This is a genomic window from Blochmannia endosymbiont of Colobopsis nipponica, from assembly GCF_014857065.1.
GTDB lineage: Bacteria > Pseudomonadota > Gammaproteobacteria > Enterobacterales > Enterobacteriaceae > Blochmanniella.
This window is the reverse complement of record NZ_CP046533.1, coordinates 653,463-671,653: the sequence shown is the minus strand read 5'-3', so window position 1 is coordinate 671,653 and position 18,191 is coordinate 653,463. Positions and strand designations below refer to the sequence as shown.

Below are 18,191 nucleotides of genomic sequence, written 5' to 3'. Positions count from 1 at the left end.
ATTTAATATGAATATTAAAACAAATCTAAAATAACATCATCATTATTCTACTTGTCTTAATTTTATTGAGTAAGAGTAAATAAGAAACAAATTACCTTAAGAAAATTTATACATTATCTGGAGAACGTAAATTAACTGTCGCAATACGCACACTACGCTTACAATCACGTTCAGACTGAACAGGGGCACGATATACATCTTGTTTACCAATAACCCAAGACAATGGACGACGTTCATTTTTAATACACTCTTTTAGTAATAACAATGCCTGTATATAAGATTCTGGTCTAGGAGGACAACCAGGTATATAAACATCAACGGGAATAAGTTTATCAACACCCTGTACTACAGAATAAATATCATACATTCCTCCAGAATTAGCACATGCACCCATAGAAATTACCCATTTAGGCTCTAACATTTGTTCGTATAATTTTTTAATAACAGGGGCCATCTTAACAAAGGGAGTCCCAGCCACAACCATTAAATCTGATTGTCTAGGAGAAGACCTAATCACTTCAGAACCAAAACGTGCTACATCATGAACGGAAGTAAAAGATGTTACCATTTCGACGTAACAACAAGATAATCCAAAATTATAAGGCCAAATTGAATTACTTCTACCCCAATTAACTATCTTTTGCAAAAAAATGTTCAATTTACCAAAATATACGTTATTTTTTGCACCTCTATCTGCAAGATTATCCACACTAGAAATATCTACAGTACTACTGTAATTGCTATTTTTATTAGATTCTGCATTTGTAATAAAATATTTCATATATTTATGCCGCCATCAATCAGTAATAAACAAAAATTGTTCAAAATAAATAATCATTTAATATATTACAATACATTATTTATACGATAAGATATAGGACGTTTAATCCAATCAAATATACCGACCCTAAATAAATATATTAAAGTTATCAACAAAATAAAAATAAAAATAGAAGACTCAATAAATCCCGACCAACCTGCTTCACGTATAACAACAGCCCACGTATACAAATATAAACTTTCTGCATCAAAAATAACGAAAATTACGGATATTAAATAAAATTTAATTGAAAAATTTAATCTAGCACTACCTACAGAATCTATTCCAGATTCAAAAGGCGACTCTTTTTTTAAATCATATCGAGAACGTTCTCCTAATAAAAAACCACAAAGCAACATGATAAAACAAATACTTAATGCACCCAAAAAAAATATGATTAATCCCCAATTACTTTCCATATATTCTTAAAATACTAAAATCTTGATAGATTGAAATCTTAAAATCTTATATTTATTTAAATAAAATGTAAACAACCATTTTACTCACGATTTAAATATATCATGGAAATAATATACAACTGTAGATTTTAATCAAAATTATACACAAAACAACCATGTTCAAATAAAATCTAATTATACATGCAATATCTTAAAACCTAAAATAAACGTTTGCAAACATTAACAAAATTAAAATTATGTAATGTATAAAACTCAACAGAAAACAAAATAAATATAATATATAACTATAAATCACATGCAACTAAAAACTCTAATAAACAAAATACCGATTAAACAAATATCAAATTGTAGTAATTATATTTTAAAATTAAAAATAAACTCTCTACGATACAAATTTACACATATTTATTTATTACAAATAAGCACAATAACTATTAAACAATTAAAATGAACTTAACACAATCCAATCGGATTTTTTGAACAACAATTAATACTACATTTAAAACATACGATATCTTCTACAATATCTTATTTATTAAGAATATCATCACAGTGAATGATGTATCATACTCCATATCCATAAAAATTATCATACATAAAAGTGAAGAATATTATAAAATAAATATTAAAAATCAATAGTATGCATTACATTCACTTATAATGAAGAAAAATAAATTAATTTCATCACCGGTGATACTATATAAAAAGAACCAAATACTAATATGCAATCTTTAACATCAACATCTTTCATCACTTTAGTCCAAGCGGTATCAACATTTGGAAATTTTAACACATTTGAATCAGTTTTTATATGTGCAGCTAACTCCGCTGCACAGGACCCCAAAGGAACATTTAATGATACACAATACCAAATATCTACTAAATGATGCAAACAACGTAACGTTTCAGCAATATTTTTATTTGATAACATCCCAACAACAGCTCTAAGTTTACCAGTAAAAGAAACAGTTGATAGACGTTCAGATAAATAGCTAGCTGCATGAGGATTATGTGCTACGTCTAAAATAATTAAAGGATGCTTACCAACAATTTGAAAACGTCCTAATACATTTGTATTACGCAAACCTCTATGTATCGCTTTTTCAGAAATAGATAATGGCAAGCAATATAACGCGGCAATAACAGTAGCTGCATTATTCAATGGAATTTTAGGTAAAGGTAATGATCTCAAAATATCGTCAGAAGTCCACCAACACCAGTCTTTCTTTCCTATGCTATACCACCAATTATATTGCTTAACAAATAAACAAGAACCATGATGGGACAATATATCTAAAATGGCGGGTTGTAAAGGTTCACCAATAATAGCTGGTTTATTAAAACGAAGAATACCAGATTTCTCTTTAGCTATACTAATAAAATCCGATCCTAATAAATCAGTGTGATCTAATGCGACATTAGTAATTATAGACAAATTAGGACTAACAATATTTGTAGCATCTAAACGTCCTCCGACACCGACTTCTAAAATTATTACTCCTAACTGTGAATATTTAAATAATTGAAGTGCTGATAAGGTAATAAACTCGAAATAACTCAAAGAAATCGAACCACGATTTTTTTCAATTAAAGCCATAACTTTAGTGTGGGTGATATGAGGTAATTCTCTGCCTTGAATACGTATTCGCTCAGTATAACTTAACAAATGAGGAGAGGTATAAACACCAACTCTATAACCACTAGCGATTAAAATATGTTCTAATAAACAACAAGTAGTGCCTTTACCATTAGTACCTCCTACAAGTATAATAAAAGAACTAATAGGTAAAAGACCAAGTCTATCAGCTACAATTAAGATTCGATCTAAACCTAAATCAATATTTTTATAATGCAAGTTTTGAATATAATTTAACCACCTCATTAATGAAGAAGTTGCTTTTGGTATAGTGCTTTTTATATTCATATATATAAACGAAACAATTAATATTAATTACACCATACATAATTAATATAAAATACTTTAAATTAATAAAATAATTACAAAATTCCTAATAGTAACTCGCAATTAGAAGATAAAATTGACATCTCAATGTTCAACTCGAGGTTGCGGGTGACATGTTAATTTAGCCAATAATTTTGCGAGACGTAATCTTAATTCTTGACGACGAATAATCAGATCAATGACGCCTTTTTCTAAAAGAAATTCACTACGCTGAAACTCATCAGGCAGCTTCTCACGTACAGTTTGTTCGATAACACGCGGCCCTGCAAATCCTATTAAAGCTTTAGGTTCAGCGATATTCAAATCACCCAACATTGCTAGACTAGCTGATACCCCCCCCATAGTTGGGTTGGTTAATACTGAAATATAAGGTAAACATTGATTATGTAATTTAGCTAAAGCAGCACTAGTTTTGGCCATTTGCATTAAGGAAATCAATGCTTCTTGCATACGAGCTCCACCACTAGCAGAAAAACATACAAGAGGACAAGAAAATTGTAACGCTCGATTTACAGCATGTACAAATTTAGTTCCTACTACAGAAGACATAGATCCTCCAATAAAAAAAAACTCAAAAGCAACTGCAATTATTCGCATACCATATAAGGTACCTTGCATTGCAACTAATGCTTCCTTTTCATTAGTTAACTTTTGTGCAACAAGCAATCTATCTTTATATTTTTTTATATCCTTAAATTTCAAAATATCTTTTGGTTCTAACTCACTTCCTATCTCATACACCGTATCCTTATCTAAAAAGGATAACAACCTGACTCGTGCAGATATAAACATATGATGATCACATTTAGGACATACTTCCAAATTACGCTTTAATTCTTCTTTATATAATATTTGCTTACAACTATTACATTTAGTCCAAATTCCTTCTGGAATATTCGTTTTATGTGCTAGTTTAATAGTTCTTTTATTTAAAATGCGTTCAATCCAACTCATAATATTTTATTACCTATTATTTATTTTCAATACTATCTGAAAAGAAATGAAAATTCATATGAATTATTACTAAATTCACGTAATTACCTAAAATAAACACATTAACTAAGATTATTTTATATGCATTAATAATTAAACACTCAAAAATTATATTCTAAATATAATAAATTTTTTTAAAAAAAAGGAACAATAGATGATCCCGTAGGAAAATTAAAATTAGAAGGATATTCTACTGAAATCAAGTAGAGACCATCTGGAGGAGCAATAGACGCAGCTAAAGATCGATCGCGTTTAACCAATAATTCAGCAATCCAATCTACAGGTTTATTATTACAACCCACCTCAATCAAACTTCCTACTATATTACGTACCATGTGATATAAAAAAGCATTGGCTTTAATATCTATTATTACATACTGCTCATATCGATGCACAAACAAATGATGTAAATGGCGAAAAGAAGAATACGACTGACAACCACTTGCTTGAAATGAAGTAAAATCGTTTTTACCCAATAAATATTTCCCAGCTTGTGCCATTTTATTTACATCTAAAAATTTTTTGTAATGAGTTACCCTTTTATAAAGAATTGCAGATCGCATCCTATCATTATAAATTATATAACAATAACGCCTTGAAATAGCACTAAATCTAGCATGAAAATCCTTGTCAACTATTACTACCCAATGTACAGAAATATCCGACGGTAAATAACTATTAACACCAGTTACCCAAGAAGAACATAACCGATAAGATTTAGTTTCAAAATGCACCACCTGTCCTATTGCATGTACTCGAGCATCAGTTCGACCAGCACAAAAAACAACTATTTGTTCAGAAGCTATTGAAGATAAAGCATTCTCTAAATTAGCTTGCACAGTTGGTAAATAAGGTTGTCGTTGCCATCCAAAATAAGAAGAACCGTCATACTCAACACATAAAGCTAATCTATATATCACAATATATGAACCCTAAATTCTTTTCATTAAACATAAATATAAAATATTTAATATATTAGAGATAAAATAAAAAACAAAACAATAATCACCACATTTTGAAATATAATAATTAACTAAAACCTAATTCTCTCAATATTTCAATATCAGCGCTATAAAAAGAGTGTACATACAGTGAAGACCACTCTCGACGATTTAAATAATATTTACGAAACCACTCAAAATATCCAAACTTTTCTGCGTTGTTCTTTAAAGAAATATTATCATGATAAATATCATATACTGAATGTATTAAATCAGATAAAAGCTTTTCATCTAATACGCTAGTTAATCTTCTATAATACATTATTGGAGGAAGCAAAAATGGCGAATTCACTACTCGATCAACAGAAATAAAATTATTATAAGCATTAAATATACATTGTGCGCCTCTAATTTTACCTTCAATACTAGAACCGGCTATATGAGGAGTTCCAATATCAATACTATACAATAAAGGCAACAATATTTTGGGTTCAAATTCCCAAACGTCTAGGATAACATTTATTTTTTTTCCATTTTGCAATGCTCTTAATAAAGCATAATTATCAAATACTCCTCCCCGACAAGTATTAATTAAAATACGATTAGAAGGCAAAGCAGATAAAAAATCATCATCGACCATATGCCAAGTAGCATATGGTCCATCATATATTAAAGGGACATGAAAAGTTAATATATCTGCTTCAGATACTAATTTTTCCAATGCATGCCAATTACCAATAGCACCACCTTTTGCTAAAGGTGGATCACACAATAAAGTTTGTACTTCAAGTAAATCAAGAAGCTGACATAAAAGTTTACCAATATTACCCACTCCAATTATACCAACTATTTTATCACGCAAAAAAAAACCATAACGTTTCGCTAAAAAAAATAATCCAGAAAATATATACTCTACAACCGACCTTGCATTACAACCTGGTGCATTAATAAATTTAACGCCAGATTTAGTCAACCAATTTAGATCGAGATGATCTACACCAGCAGTAACACTACCAACAAATTTTACTGATGTATTATACAGTAATTCAGCATTTACATTAGTAACGGAACGCACTATCAAAGCATCAATTAACTTTAAACAATCAATTGTAATATTATATCCATTTAAAAGTACAATTTCACCTAATTTACTAAAAAGTTGTTTTACATATAATAAATCTTCATCCACTAAAATTTTCATCGAAATAATTAAACCCATGTAATATACAATGGCAATATACAAAAGAATTAAATAAACTTGCCAATGCTAATAACGACGCAATAATTTTGAAAGACAAAATTATAAAAATTTTTATGTATTCTAAGTATAAATTCGAATTATAAAATATTCAATAAAACATAAATTAATACAAAATTTAAAAAATACCAAATTCAACCTAAAATTATAATTAAACAAATATAATTGCAAAAGACAAAGAAATAAAATAACAAAATCATAAGATACAAAAATCTTAAATTATAGTTTAATATCCTAATTTAAAAAACAATACTCGCCAATATCAAAATTAAAATATTTATCAATTTAAACTAAAATAAAATTACTTATATATACAATAAATTAAAATAAAAAATTAAAATACAAGCAAACAATTATTATAATTTACGCATTACCAACGTAGCGTTAGTCCCGCCAAAACCAAAGCTATTTGTCATAACCGTCTTTAATTTACATAAGGTAGGCTTAGTAATAATATGCATATCTTTCGCTCGAATATCCAATTCATCTATATTAATGCTAGGAGCAATAAAACCATTTTCTAACATTAACAAAGTGAAAATCACTTCATGAACACCTGCTGCACCCAACGAATGACCAGTCATAGACTTTGTAGATGAAATAGCTGGTTTGTTATCAAGAAAAGTTTTACGAATAGCCCATAATTCCTTTACATCACCTATTTGTGTTGAAGTACCATGAACATTTAAATAATCAATAGAAGATACATCAATACCTTTCAATGCCATCTTCATACATCTAATTGCTCCTTCTCCAGAAGGAGCTACCATATCAGATCCATCAGAGGTGGCGCCATAACCGATAATCTCTGCATAAATATGAGCATCCCTTTTTAATGCATGTTCCAATTCTTCAACAACAATAATACCTCCTCCTCCTGCAATAACAAAACCATCACGATTCACATCATAAGCACGTGACGCTTTCTCAGGCACAGAATTGTACTTAGTAGATAAAGCACCCATTGCATCAAATTCACAAGCCATTTCCCAACATAATTCTTCTCCACCTCCAGCAAATATAAGAATTTGTTTCCCTAATTGAATTAATTCTACTGCATTACCAATGCAATGCGTAGAAGTTGAACATGCAGAACTAATTGAATAACTAACGCCTTTAATTTTAAACGAAGTTGCCAAACACGCTGAAATCCCAGAAGCCATAGCTTTAGTTACCATATAAGGACCAACTCCACGTAAACCACGAGAACGCATACCATCTGAACCAACTACTTGATTATGCGGGGAACCACCACCAGAACCAACAATTACACCCACATTATCACTAGAAATAAAAGCATGAGTCAATCCAGAATCAATTATAGCCTGCTCCATAGATAAATATGCATAAATAGATGCATCACTCATAAAACGCATAATCTTACGATCAATTAATCCTGATATATCAAGCTTCACATTACCCCAAATTTGACTGCGCATACCAGAATCCCTCAATTCTTGAGAAAAAACAATCCCAGATCGACCTTGTTTTAAGGAAAATAAAACCTCTTTCTGACTATTACCAATACTTGATAAAATCCCCAATCCAGTGACAACTGCGCGTTTCATTTCAATACTCCTTCGTTACAAACAAAACATTTTAACACTTCGTAACATGTGTCGAATATTTGGAAAATTATAAAATACTTTATATTTTTAATAAACCTATTTAAATGAGATAATGTATAAACTCACATCACCATATAATAAAATGGAAACATACTCATCCTCATAACATCATTAATCTCATAAACATTTTAAGAAATCAACATAATAATAGATACAAATAAATATTCATGATGAAAAAATCCATCTGTAATAAATTACTAGTATCATAAAAATAAACTATAATATTCAAACGTCACTAACGTAATTATTATTCTAATCCTAGCAATTCGTTATAAATATAAAATATGTAAAATTATTATGGCAAACCACATCAAAAAAAATAAATATAACATATCCTATGAAACCGAAAACTTATCTACTATATTAGATATGGTACGTTGGAGTATAAGTAAATTCAATGCTTCTGAAATATTCTATGGACATGGCACTAATAATGCTTGGGATGAGGCAATAAACTTAATTTTTTCCATTCTAAATTTACCTAATAATTTACCTTTAGAAATATACAACGCTAGATTAACCATAAATGAAAGAAAAAAAATAACTAAATTAATTAAAAAAAGAATTATTAAACGTGTTCCAGTACCTTATTTAACTAATCAAGCTTGGTTCTGTAAGTTAAAATTTTTTGTAGATGAACGAGTTTTAATACCTAGATCCCCAATCGGAGAAATTATTGATAATAATTTTTACAATTTACTGCCAAATACTCCTCTGTATGTTCTTGACATGTGCACAGGAAGTGGTTGTATTGCCATTGCTATAGCAACTGTTTATCCAAAAGTCAAAGTAGATGCTGTAGACATTTCTTTAGAAGCCTTACAAGTTGCAGAATACAATATAAAATTACATAATATGGATAAACGTGTTCTGCCTATACAATCAAATTTATTTAAAAATATTATTCCTATAATCAAATATGATCTTATTATTAGTAATCCACCTTACGTAAGCAAAAATGAAATGAACAAATTACCCAAAGAATTTCAAGCTGAACCTAGTTTATCTTTAATTGGAGGAGATGATGGGCTAAAATTAATTCATGATATCTTAGTAAATTCTCCAAAATATCTTAAAGAAAAAGGTATTCTAATCTGTGAAGTAGGCAATAACAAAAAAAAAATAAAAAAGTTATATCCACAAATTCCATTCTATTGGATAACCTTAAATAAAGGTGGAGATGGAGTTTTTATGCTTACAAGAAAAGAACTAAACAATTATAATCTAATATTTAAAAAAAAATTAAAAAACTATACCAAATAACAATATCACTTTTTTGATGTTAAAATATACGAAATATATTCTGATATATTGATTTTGAGATTTCATAACAATCTAAGGATAAAATAATGGCTGGAAATAGCATTGGCCAATTCTTCCGTGTGACAACTTTTGGTGAATCGCATGGAACAGCATTAGGTGCAATTATTGATGGGGTTCCACCGGGAATTCTTTTAAAAGAAGATGATTTGCAAAGTGAACTTAATAAACGCCGGCCGGGTATGTCTCGATATACCACGCAAAGAACTGAACCAGATAAAATTAAAATTTTATCTGGTACTTTTAATGAAATAACTACAGGTACTAGTATAGGTTTACTGATCAAAAATATAGATCAACGTTCAAAAGATTACAAAAAAATTAAAAATATTTATCGTCCTGGACATGCTGACTACAGTTATGAAAAAAAATATGGCTTAAGAGATTATCGTGGTGGGGGCCGTGCATCAGCTCGCGAAACAGCTATGCGAGTAGCAGCCGGTGCTATTGCTAAAAAATATTTGATTGAAAAACACAATATAAAAATACGTGGATTTCTATCACAAATGGGTCATATTACTTGTAAATTACGAGATTGGGGTCAAATTCAAAAAAATCAATTCTTTTGTCCAGATTCTACACAACTAGCTTCATTAGATAAAATGATAAGACAATTAAAAAAAAATGGAAATTCAATAGGTGCTAAAATTACAGTTGTAGCTGAAAATATACCAATTGGTTTAGGCGAGCCAGTATTTGATAAACTGGATGCTGATTTAGCTCATGCATTAATGGGAATAAATGCAGTAAAAGGAATAGAAATTGGAGATGGTTTTTCAGTAATTAATAAACTTGGTCATGAAAACCGAGACGAGATAACTCCTCAAGGTTTTTTAAGCAATCATGCCGGTGGTATTCTTGGAGGTATTAGTACTGGGCAATCAATAATTGCGCATTTAGCCTTAAAACCTACCTCGAGCATTACTAAACCAGGAAAAACAATAACAAATTACAACAAACCTGCAACAATAGTAACAAAAGGAAGACATGACCCATGTGTTGGTATTCGAGCAGTACCTATAGCAGAAGCTATGATAGCTATCGTTCTTATGGATCATGTATTAAGACAAAGAGCTCAATGTGGAGACTAAATCAAATAAAAGAAAACAATAAAAATTAACCAAACAACTTAAACATTAAAATAAACAACAGATACAAATACAAAAAAAATCAATATAACAAAACGATTAAAATTCATTTTCATATATAATTAAAAATGAATTGCTAATAAGATTATAATATAATTTTGTTTTGTATTCATACTTCACTAATATATCTAACATAATTAAATAAATAAAAAAATAAGTAAACCAACATACTGTGAAGTCATAATTAAAAAGGAATAACAATTATACCTGATAGAAAATAAACTAATATACAACAAAATCACAGGTCTTTGTAGTTAAAACGGATATAACAAGCTTCTCCTAAAAGCTAATTACAGGTTCGATTCCTGTCAAAGACACTTATAAGATCTTGAAAATTTATAACATTCAAAATATCAATAAGAGCTTCCTATCACAAAAATACTATTAATAATTTCCAAAATATTACTTAATGATACTATAAAAAATAATCTGTAATAGTACCAATTAATAAATAAATATTTAATGTAATTACTATAATAGTAATTAACCAACCTAAAAATTTAACAAATGAAGAATTCACCATATCAACACCCATTAAATGTACATCACCAGTAAAAATCAATAATGGTACTAGTGCTAATGCAATTCCAAAACTAAGTAATATTTGACTAGTCACTAAAATATGAGTTGGATCAATACCAAGTAAAATAACTATAAATGAAGGCAACATAGTAACAATACGACGTAACAATAATGGAATACGAAAACGAACAAAACCTTGCATAACAACCTGTCCAGCCATAGTTCCAACAACAGTAGAAGATAACCCCGCTGCTGCTAAACTTAATCCAAAAATTGTAGCGGCAGTATTATTTAATAAGGGTGATAATGTAAGATAAGCATCATCCAAATCGGTAATTCCAGTATATCCACTAAAATGAAAAGCAGATGCTGCAGTAGCCATCATAGACAAATTAACAAATCCAGCTATTGTCATAGCTATAGCAACATCTAATTTAGTAGCAGAATAACGATCAAAACGTGTCTCCTGTAAAGAATTACTTTGAGTAAGAGAAGAATGTAGATAAATAACATGCGGCATAATGGTAGCACCCAGCACACCGGCAGCAAGAAATACTGCATCACGATTAGGCAATATCGGAAATAACATTCCATACCCTAATATCTTTAATTTAGGTTGAGAATAAAATAATTCTATTACATAAGAAATAGCAACAAAAAATAATAATCCTCCAATTATTAATTCTAAAAATTTTGTTTTATTATTTTGTAACATTAAAATCAAAAAAGTAATTAACCCAGTTAAAATTGCTCCTTGTAATAGAGAGATATTGAATAATATCTTAAAACCAATTGCTGCTCCAATAAACTCAGCTAAATCTGTAGCCATAGCGATAACTTCTGCTTGCACCCAATATATCCAAACTGCTGGTTGAGGAAAATAATCACGAATATGTTCCGCTAAATTTTTTCCAGTAGCAATTCCTAATTTAGCAGAAAGAAGTTGAATAAGCATTGCCATTAAATTAGCCCAAACTACAACCCACAGTAGTTTATAACCAAAACTAGCACCAGCTTGAATATTAGTTGCAAAATTTCCAGGATCAATATAACCAATTGCAGCCACAAAAGCTGGACCAAGTAACTTAAATTTAATTCTCTTTACATAACAAATAAAAAAACCAGAATTTTTGTTATTCAACATACGAATAATCTTATATACAAGAATGCATTCTTTTAATATATCACATAAAACAATAGAGAGTCGCTAAATTTGTTTTATTGCCTTGCTAACTATAACTGCTTCTAAACAATCAAATATTAGCCAATGTTAACAGAAACATAACACAATTTTTATATTTTACTTTAAGTCTTACCTAAAATACACTTATAGATACATACAACTATACATATAATATTAACTCAGACAATACATAAAAAGCATAATAAAATGTATATCTTATATCATAAATTTGCCATAAATTTTCTGATAACAAAATCAATACTGGAGAAATCATGTTACGAATCTTTCACTTCACTGTATCAATAATTATGTTAACTATTTTATCGCTTTTAATAAACAATAACCTCAACAAAATACGTCCAAAATTTATTATTCAACTATTAATAATAGAAATCATTCTTGCTTATCTATTTTTACATTCACAAATTGGATTATATTTCACAAAATATATAATTTTCTTTTTCGACCAGATATTAATTTTTACTACAATAGGTACCAATTTTATATTTGGAAATATGAATAAAGAAGGAATAGCATATTTTTTCTTAAATGTATTATGTCCAATTATTTTAATATCTGCTATAATAGGTGTTTTAAAATACGTTCGGGTTTTGTCATTTATTGTTATAACCTTCGGCAGTATACTCGCCAAAATTAGTGGCATGGGTAAATTAGAATCGTTTAATGTCATTAGTTCTCTAATACTGGGGCAATCCGAAAATTTTATATTATACAAAGATGTTTTGAAAAAAATTTCGGAAAACCGCATATATACTATGGCTGTAACAGCGATGTCTACAGCATCCTTGTCCGTTATAGGTGCTTATACAAAAATGCTTGATACAAAATACGTCATAGCAGCTTTGATACTAAATATGTTTAGTACTTTCATCATATTGTCCATTTCAAATCCATATCAAATTAATGACGTAAAAGATATCAAAATTAATATCTTCCAAAATAAAAAACAAAGTTTCTTTGAAATATTAGGAGAATACATATTAATAGGCTTCAACATAGTAATGATTATTAGCGCGATGTTAATTGCATTTATTGCCTTAATTTCTGCTATTGATACCATGTTTAAATCATTTTTAGGCATTACATTTCAAGAAATATTAGGATACTTATTTTTACCTATAGTATGGATTATAGGCATACCAACAAACGAAGCACTACAAGTTAGTAAAATAATGGCAATTAAATTATTAACTAATGAATTTATAGCAATGACAGAATTGCAAAAAATCTCACAAAATCTTTCAACTAATACAATTGGAATAGTATCTATATTCTTAACATCTTTTGCTAATTTTTCGTCCATTGGTATCATTATAGGGACTATAAAATTTTTAAATAAAGAAAAAGGAAATATACTATCTCAATACAGCCTAAAATTAATTTATAATTCCACTCTAATTAATTTATTATCAACAACTGTTGCTGCTTTGATTATATAAAATAACAAATCACAAGTATTTTAACATATAATTCATATGATATATGACATTAACAAATTCAAAAATAAACAAATGATCTATATAGTATCTATAACACTTGTATTGAATTATTAATCACATCGAATATTAACATATAAATTGTTGAATATCTTAATCTTAATCCTAAAATCAATTTTAAAAAATTCAATAATAAAACATAAAAATCAAAATTTTAGTTTTCTAATAAATAAAATTAAATTATAATTTAGAAATATAATATAACGCCGTGTCAATACGTTTTAACGAACGCTCTTTACCGATAAGATATACAATATCAGCTAGATTAGGTGATTTATCTAATCCAGTTAAAGCTATTCTCAATGGCATACCTAATTTATTTGTTTGTATGCTTAATTCAGTCACCACTTCAAGAATTAAGTCGTGAATTTTATTCATACTCCAAATCTTCAAGGAAGTTAATTTTTTACGTATTATGAATAAAGGCTCTATAACTTCTGGTTGTAGATATTTCCTAGACAAAGTATTCTTGAAGATATCAAAATCTTTATAACAAAAAAAAGAAGAATCAATTATATCCTTTAAAGTTTTACAACGAGGCCCAAATACTTTAACTATATCAATTAATGGCGGACCATTTTTAACATTAAGATTTTGCTGTTTCATATAATTTTCCAAATAATCTGCAATGGAAGTCACTGGCAAATTATTAATATAATAATGATTCAACCAAACTAACTTATTTATATCAAAAAAACCAGGAGATCTACTTATAGAATTAAAGTTAAAACACCGTTTCATTTCTTCTACATTAAAAATTTCTTGATCACCTCTAGACCATCCTAATCTTACTAAATAATTCAATATAGCTTCAGGAAGAAAGCCATCTTTTTGATATTTAACAATCCCTAAATTTTCTGATCTTTTAGAAAATTTTTTACCAAACTCATCCAGCACCATAGGTAAATGAGCATACTTTGGTGGCAATACATTTAATGACTTGAAAATATTAATTTGACGAGGAGTATTATTTACATGATCATTACCTCGAACTACATGCGTAATATTCATATCAATATCATCTATTACGACACAAAAATTATATGTAGGAGAACCATCATCACGACAAATAATTAAATCATCTAATTCTTGATTACTAAACGTTATCCATCCCTTAATCTCATCGTAAAATTTTACCTCTCCATCACAAGGATTGCAAAAACGAACAACATAAGATTTATTCTTTATACAAGATTGATAATTAAGTGAAGAATACCGACAACGACCGTCATATCGAGGTTTAATATTATTTCTTAATTGTACTTGACGTAAATGTTCCAGCCTTTTTCGTGAACAAAAACACTTATATGCTTTCCCTTCAATAAGCATTTTGTCAATTACACTGTTATAACGACTAGATCGCTCTGATTGAAAATATGGACCTTCATCCCAATCAAGATTCAACCAACACATAATTTGAATTATTTCCTTAACATTTTTTTGTGTAGAACGTCTTATGTCAGAATCATCTATACGAAGAACAAATTTTCCACCTTGCTGCTTAGCAAATAACCAAGCATAGAGGGCTGTACGAATACTGCCAATATGTAACTGTCCAGTTGGACTAGGAGCAAAACGAGTTCTAATTTTCATAAATAACCTAAATATAGAACAATTAAAAAATAAACAATTAGATCATTATCTTACCAGAAATAAAGCTGATAAAACTTAATTAAAATTACAAGCTCACAAAAATATTGACTCATTTTCCAAATATTCCATATAATAAGAGTGAATTTAATGAAGGTGATTAGCTCAAGTGGTAGAGCACCTCCCTTACAAGGAGGGGGTAGGCGGTTCGAATCCGCCATCACCTATATCACAAAATTATAAGAATTCTTTCTCTTAAAAAGTTATTGGGTCGTTAGCTCAGTCCGGTAGAGCAGTTGACTTTTAATCAATTGGTCACAGGTTCGAATCCTGTACGGCCCATACTAAATAAAATACTCATTCTATACCAAAATAAAAATCTATAATTACAAGTTAATTATCATTATCTTGATAAAATAATACAAAAAACATCTATAAAATTATAGTTTATTTTCAATTCGTAATTTAATTTAGCAAAGTACGATAAATTACAAAAAAAATACAAACTATAATTTCTTGAATATATTTATCATTTCTACTTCGTTCATAATTTTAACATTTTTCTGTATAGCCTGACGTAATTTACGACCAGGAAAAATTCCAACAATTAATACATCAATTCTACTAGAAATAACGTTACAAACATTAGCTCCAAATGACAATAACTTACTTTTTGCTTCATCACGAGAAAAAACAGTCAAACGACCTGTAAATACTACATTTTTATTAAAAAACCAATTATCTGATGTATTTTCCTCACACTGTAAAACATAATCAGAAGAAATTGTCCAATGCACGCCAATTGAAGGACTAAGCAATTGTTTAATTACTTTTACATTATTCTCTTCTCTAAAAAAATGATATATATTACGCGCTACGACATAACCAACATTACGTACAATCATTAAAGAAGAAATATCTGCTTGCATTAATTCATAAATACTACTATAAAAAGCGGATAGGTTAACAGCAATAACTTCTCCGACTTTAGGTATGCTTAAAGAATACAAAAAACGAGAAAAAGTAGTTCTTTTAGATCTTTTTATGGAATTTAATAAATTATTCGCAGATTTCAAACCCATGTTGTCTAAACATATTAGCTGATTAATATTTAAATTAAATAAATCAACAGGACTGTGAACTAAATTATTTTTAATTAGTTTATCTATAATACTATTACCTAAACCTGAAACATCCATAGCTTTACAAGAAACAAAATGTTGTATAGACTTTTTGAGTTGTGCGATACAAAATAAACCAGCATTACAAAATAGCATTGTTGACGTTTCAATCCTTTCTACAATATTTGAACCACATACTGGACAACAATTAGGGGCTTTTATTAACGAAACAACATTTGAAACGCGATAATGTTTAACTACTTCTATAATTCTAGGTATAACATCACCTGCTCTACATATCACCACCATATCACCAATCATTACATCAAGTCGTTTAATTTCATCCATATTGTACAAACTAACATTACATATGGTAACTCCAGATAATGTGACCGGGTTAAGACGAGCTACTGGAGTTAATATTCCAGTACGACCAACTTGGAAACTTACATCACATATTTGAGTCAACTGTTTTTTACTAGGAAATTTATAGGCAATAGCCCAACTAGGAAATTTAAATGAACGTCCTAAATGCTCTTGTATCAATATATCATTCACTTTAACTACAACGCCATCAATTTTAAATCCTAAAATAGAACGAATCTTTTGTACATCATTATAATATTGCAAAACTGCATTACTGCCATGACAAAGACGTGTATGGTCAGCAACAGGTATACCTAAAGATCTACAATATTGCAAACGTTCCCAATGTTTGTTAGGTAAAGAACCTCCCTCCACATAACTTATACCATAACAAAAAAAATTTAGTTTTCTGTCAGCAGTAACTTGAGGGTTTAAATGACGCAACGATCCTGATGCGGCATTTCTTGAATTTTTAAAAACTTTTTTCCCTTGTTGTTTAACAAACTCGTTTAATTGATCAAAATTTGTATCTGACATAAATACTTCACCCCTAATCTCTAATAAATTAGGCATGCCATCAACTCTATTCAACTTAAACGGAATACTAGTAATAGTAAGTACATTAGCAGTAACATCTTCTCCAAAGACACCATCACCGCGAGTAGCGGCAGATACTAATACACCGTGTTTATATAATATGTTAACTGCTAATCCATCTAATTTTAATTCACAACAATAAAAAATTTCATTTTTATCAGAATAAACATCTCGAACACGCTCATCAAATAACAATAATTCACTTACCTTAAAAATACTCTCCAAAGATAACATTGGAGTCAGATGACGAATTTTACTAAAACCACTTTCTAATGTTACTCCAATTTTTTTAGTAGGGGATTCTATAGAAGTTAAATCTGGATACTTTAATTCTAAACTTCGTAATTTTTCCAAAGTTTGATCATATACTAAGTCGGACACTTCTGGATCATTTTTTACATAATATGAATAGTTCCAACGATATAATAATTTACGTAATAAAATAACATACTCTACGTTATAAACCATAAAAATACACAAATCATAAATTATATGAATCAATAAATTAAAACTAAATGTTGATTAAGAAACACTCAAAATCACAAAAACAACAAAAATCTAAACTTACACTTATAATTATAAAAAATAAAGACGAATTAACTATTATTTAAAATAACTAATTTTACATAATTTTGTTTCAAATTCTTGTTATAATTCTAAATATAAAAATCTAAAATATCAAAACAAATATTATTTCAAAATATTATCTTAAAGAAAAATAAAATTAATCTACATGTACGATATGATAAGAACCAGATAAAACTAACTAAATGAATAACATATATAATATATATAATCTAAAAAC

General features: G+C 28.8%; 13 protein-coding genes and 2 tRNA genes. 5 read left to right on the top strand and 10 right to left on the bottom strand.

Going from position 1 to position 18,191, the window contains the following annotated elements; genetic code table 11:
* Positions 1–106: 106 nt before the first annotated feature.
* The 7 genes from GN160_RS03050 to fabB all read right to left on the bottom strand — a co-directional run bounded on the left by GN160_RS03050 (position 107) and on the right by fabB (position 7,962).
* The gene (locus tag GN160_RS03050; protein WP_192380260.1) at positions 107–781 is read right to left on the bottom strand and encodes an NADH-quinone oxidoreductase subunit B; all 675 of its coding nucleotides are present in this window, start codon (positions 779–781) and stop codon (positions 107–109) included.
* A gap of 65 nt (positions 782–846) precedes the next feature.
* Positions 847–1,239, bottom strand: a complete 393-nt coding sequence (gene ndhC, locus GN160_RS03045) for an NADH-quinone oxidoreductase subunit A (RefSeq protein WP_192380258.1) — start codon at positions 1,237–1,239, stop codon at positions 847–849.
* A gap of 655 nt (positions 1,240–1,894) precedes the next feature.
* Entirely contained in the window at positions 1,895–3,163 is a 1,269-nt protein-coding gene (folC, locus tag GN160_RS03040) for a bifunctional tetrahydrofolate synthase/dihydrofolate synthase (protein ID WP_192380256.1), read from the bottom strand.
* Between the two features lie 123 nt (positions 3,164–3,286).
* Positions 3,287–4,156 carry an acetyl-CoA carboxylase, carboxyltransferase subunit beta gene (gene accD / locus GN160_RS03035; protein ID WP_192380255.1) on the bottom strand — a complete coding sequence of 290 codons (870 nt, stop codon included), beginning with the start codon at positions 4,154–4,156 and terminating at the stop codon, positions 3,287–3,289.
* 173 nt (positions 4,157–4,329) lie between these two features.
* Positions 4,330–5,112 carry a tRNA pseudouridine(38-40) synthase TruA gene (truA, locus tag GN160_RS03030; RefSeq protein WP_192380896.1) on the bottom strand — a complete coding sequence of 261 codons (783 nt, stop codon included), beginning with the start codon at positions 5,110–5,112 and terminating at the stop codon, positions 4,330–4,332.
* A gap of 112 nt (positions 5,113–5,224) precedes the next feature.
* Positions 5,225–6,337, bottom strand: coding sequence for a 4-phosphoerythronate dehydrogenase (locus GN160_RS03025; protein WP_192380253.1), 1,113 nt, complete (start codon positions 6,335–6,337; stop codon positions 5,225–5,227).
* A 413-nt stretch (positions 6,338–6,750) separates the two neighbouring features.
* Entirely contained in the window at positions 6,751–7,962 is a 1,212-nt protein-coding gene (gene fabB, locus GN160_RS03020) for a beta-ketoacyl-ACP synthase I (RefSeq protein WP_192380251.1), read from the bottom strand.
* Positions 7,963–8,319: 357 nt separating this feature from the next.
* Here fabB and prmB point away from each other — a divergent pair, with 357 nt between their 5' ends.
* Positions 8,320–9,285 (top strand): 50S ribosomal protein L3 N(5)-glutamine methyltransferase, encoded by a 966-nt coding sequence (gene prmB, locus GN160_RS03015; RefSeq protein WP_192380249.1) that lies wholly within the window; start codon positions 8,320–8,322, stop codon positions 9,283–9,285.
* A gap of 86 nt (positions 9,286–9,371) precedes the next feature.
* Positions 9,372–10,433 carry a chorismate synthase gene (gene aroC, locus GN160_RS03010; protein WP_192380247.1) on the top strand — a complete coding sequence of 354 codons (1,062 nt, stop codon included), beginning with the start codon at positions 9,372–9,374 and terminating at the stop codon, positions 10,431–10,433.
* Positions 10,434–10,905: 472 nt separating this feature from the next.
* Here aroC and GN160_RS03005 read toward each other — a convergent pair whose 3' ends face one another.
* Positions 10,906–12,156 (bottom strand): Nramp family divalent metal transporter, encoded by a 1,251-nt coding sequence (locus GN160_RS03005; RefSeq protein WP_192380245.1) that lies wholly within the window; start codon positions 12,154–12,156, stop codon positions 10,906–10,908.
* Positions 12,157–12,467: 311 nt separating this feature from the next.
* On the opposite strand from GN160_RS03005, the gene GN160_RS03000 reads away from it, so the two are divergent.
* Complete coding sequence (locus GN160_RS03000; RefSeq protein ID WP_192380244.1) at positions 12,468–13,655, top strand: nucleoside transporter C-terminal domain-containing protein; 1,188 nt, start codon at positions 12,468–12,470, stop codon at positions 13,653–13,655.
* 237 nt (positions 13,656–13,892) lie between these two features.
* Here the strand turns inward: GN160_RS03000 and gltX are convergent, their stop codons facing one another.
* Positions 13,893–15,305 (bottom strand): glutamate--tRNA ligase, encoded by a 1,413-nt coding sequence (gltX, locus tag GN160_RS02995; RefSeq protein WP_192380242.1) that lies wholly within the window; start codon positions 15,303–15,305, stop codon positions 13,893–13,895.
* A 151-nt stretch (positions 15,306–15,456) separates the two neighbouring features.
* Here gltX and GN160_RS02990 point away from each other — a divergent pair.
* Both GN160_RS02990 and GN160_RS02985 read left to right on the top strand, forming a co-directional pair.
* Positions 15,457–15,529: transfer RNA gene (locus tag GN160_RS02990), tRNA-Val, on the top strand.
* A gap of 41 nt (positions 15,530–15,570) precedes the next feature.
* Positions 15,571–15,644, top strand: a tRNA-Lys gene (locus GN160_RS02985).
* 164 nt (positions 15,645–15,808) lie between these two features.
* On the opposite strand, the gene ligA is transcribed toward GN160_RS02985, so the two are convergent.
* Complete coding sequence (gene ligA / locus GN160_RS02980; RefSeq protein ID WP_192380240.1) at positions 15,809–17,854, bottom strand: NAD-dependent DNA ligase LigA; 2,046 nt, start codon at positions 17,852–17,854, stop codon at positions 15,809–15,811.
* Between the last annotated feature and the right edge of the window lie 337 nt (positions 17,855–18,191).

Coding starts and splice junctions, on each gene's coding strand:
- GN160_RS03050 (WP_192380260.1), bottom strand. CDS start 781: ATGAAATATTTTATTACAAATGCAGAATCTAATAAAAATAGCAATTAC.
- ndhC (WP_192380258.1), bottom strand. CDS start 1,239: ATGGAAAGTAATTGGGGATTAATCATATTTTTTTTGGGTGCATTAAGT.
- folC (WP_192380256.1), bottom strand. CDS start 3,163: ATGAATATAAAAAGCACTATACCAAAAGCAACTTCTTCATTAATGAGG.
- accD (WP_192380255.1), bottom strand. CDS start 4,156: ATGAGTTGGATTGAACGCATTTTAAATAAAAGAACTATTAAACTAGCA.
- GN160_RS03025 (WP_192380253.1), bottom strand. CDS start 6,337: ATGAAAATTTTAGTGGATGAAGATTTATTATATGTAAAACAACTTTTT.
- fabB (WP_192380251.1), bottom strand. CDS start 7,962: ATGAAACGCGCAGTTGTCACTGGATTGGGGATTTTATCAAGTATTGGT.
- prmB (WP_192380249.1), top strand. CDS start 8,320: ATGGCAAACCACATCAAAAAAAATAAATATAACATATCCTATGAAACC.
- aroC (WP_192380247.1), top strand. CDS start 9,372: ATGGCTGGAAATAGCATTGGCCAATTCTTCCGTGTGACAACTTTTGGT.
- GN160_RS03005 (WP_192380245.1), bottom strand. CDS start 12,156: ATGTTGAATAACAAAAATTCTGGTTTTTTTATTTGTTATGTAAAGAGA.
- GN160_RS03000 (WP_192380244.1), top strand. CDS start 12,468: ATGTTACGAATCTTTCACTTCACTGTATCAATAATTATGTTAACTATT.
- gltX (WP_192380242.1), bottom strand. CDS start 15,305: ATGAAAATTAGAACTCGTTTTGCTCCTAGTCCAACTGGACAGTTACAT.
- ligA (WP_192380240.1), bottom strand. CDS start 17,854: ATGGTTTATAACGTAGAGTATGTTATTTTATTACGTAAATTATTATAT.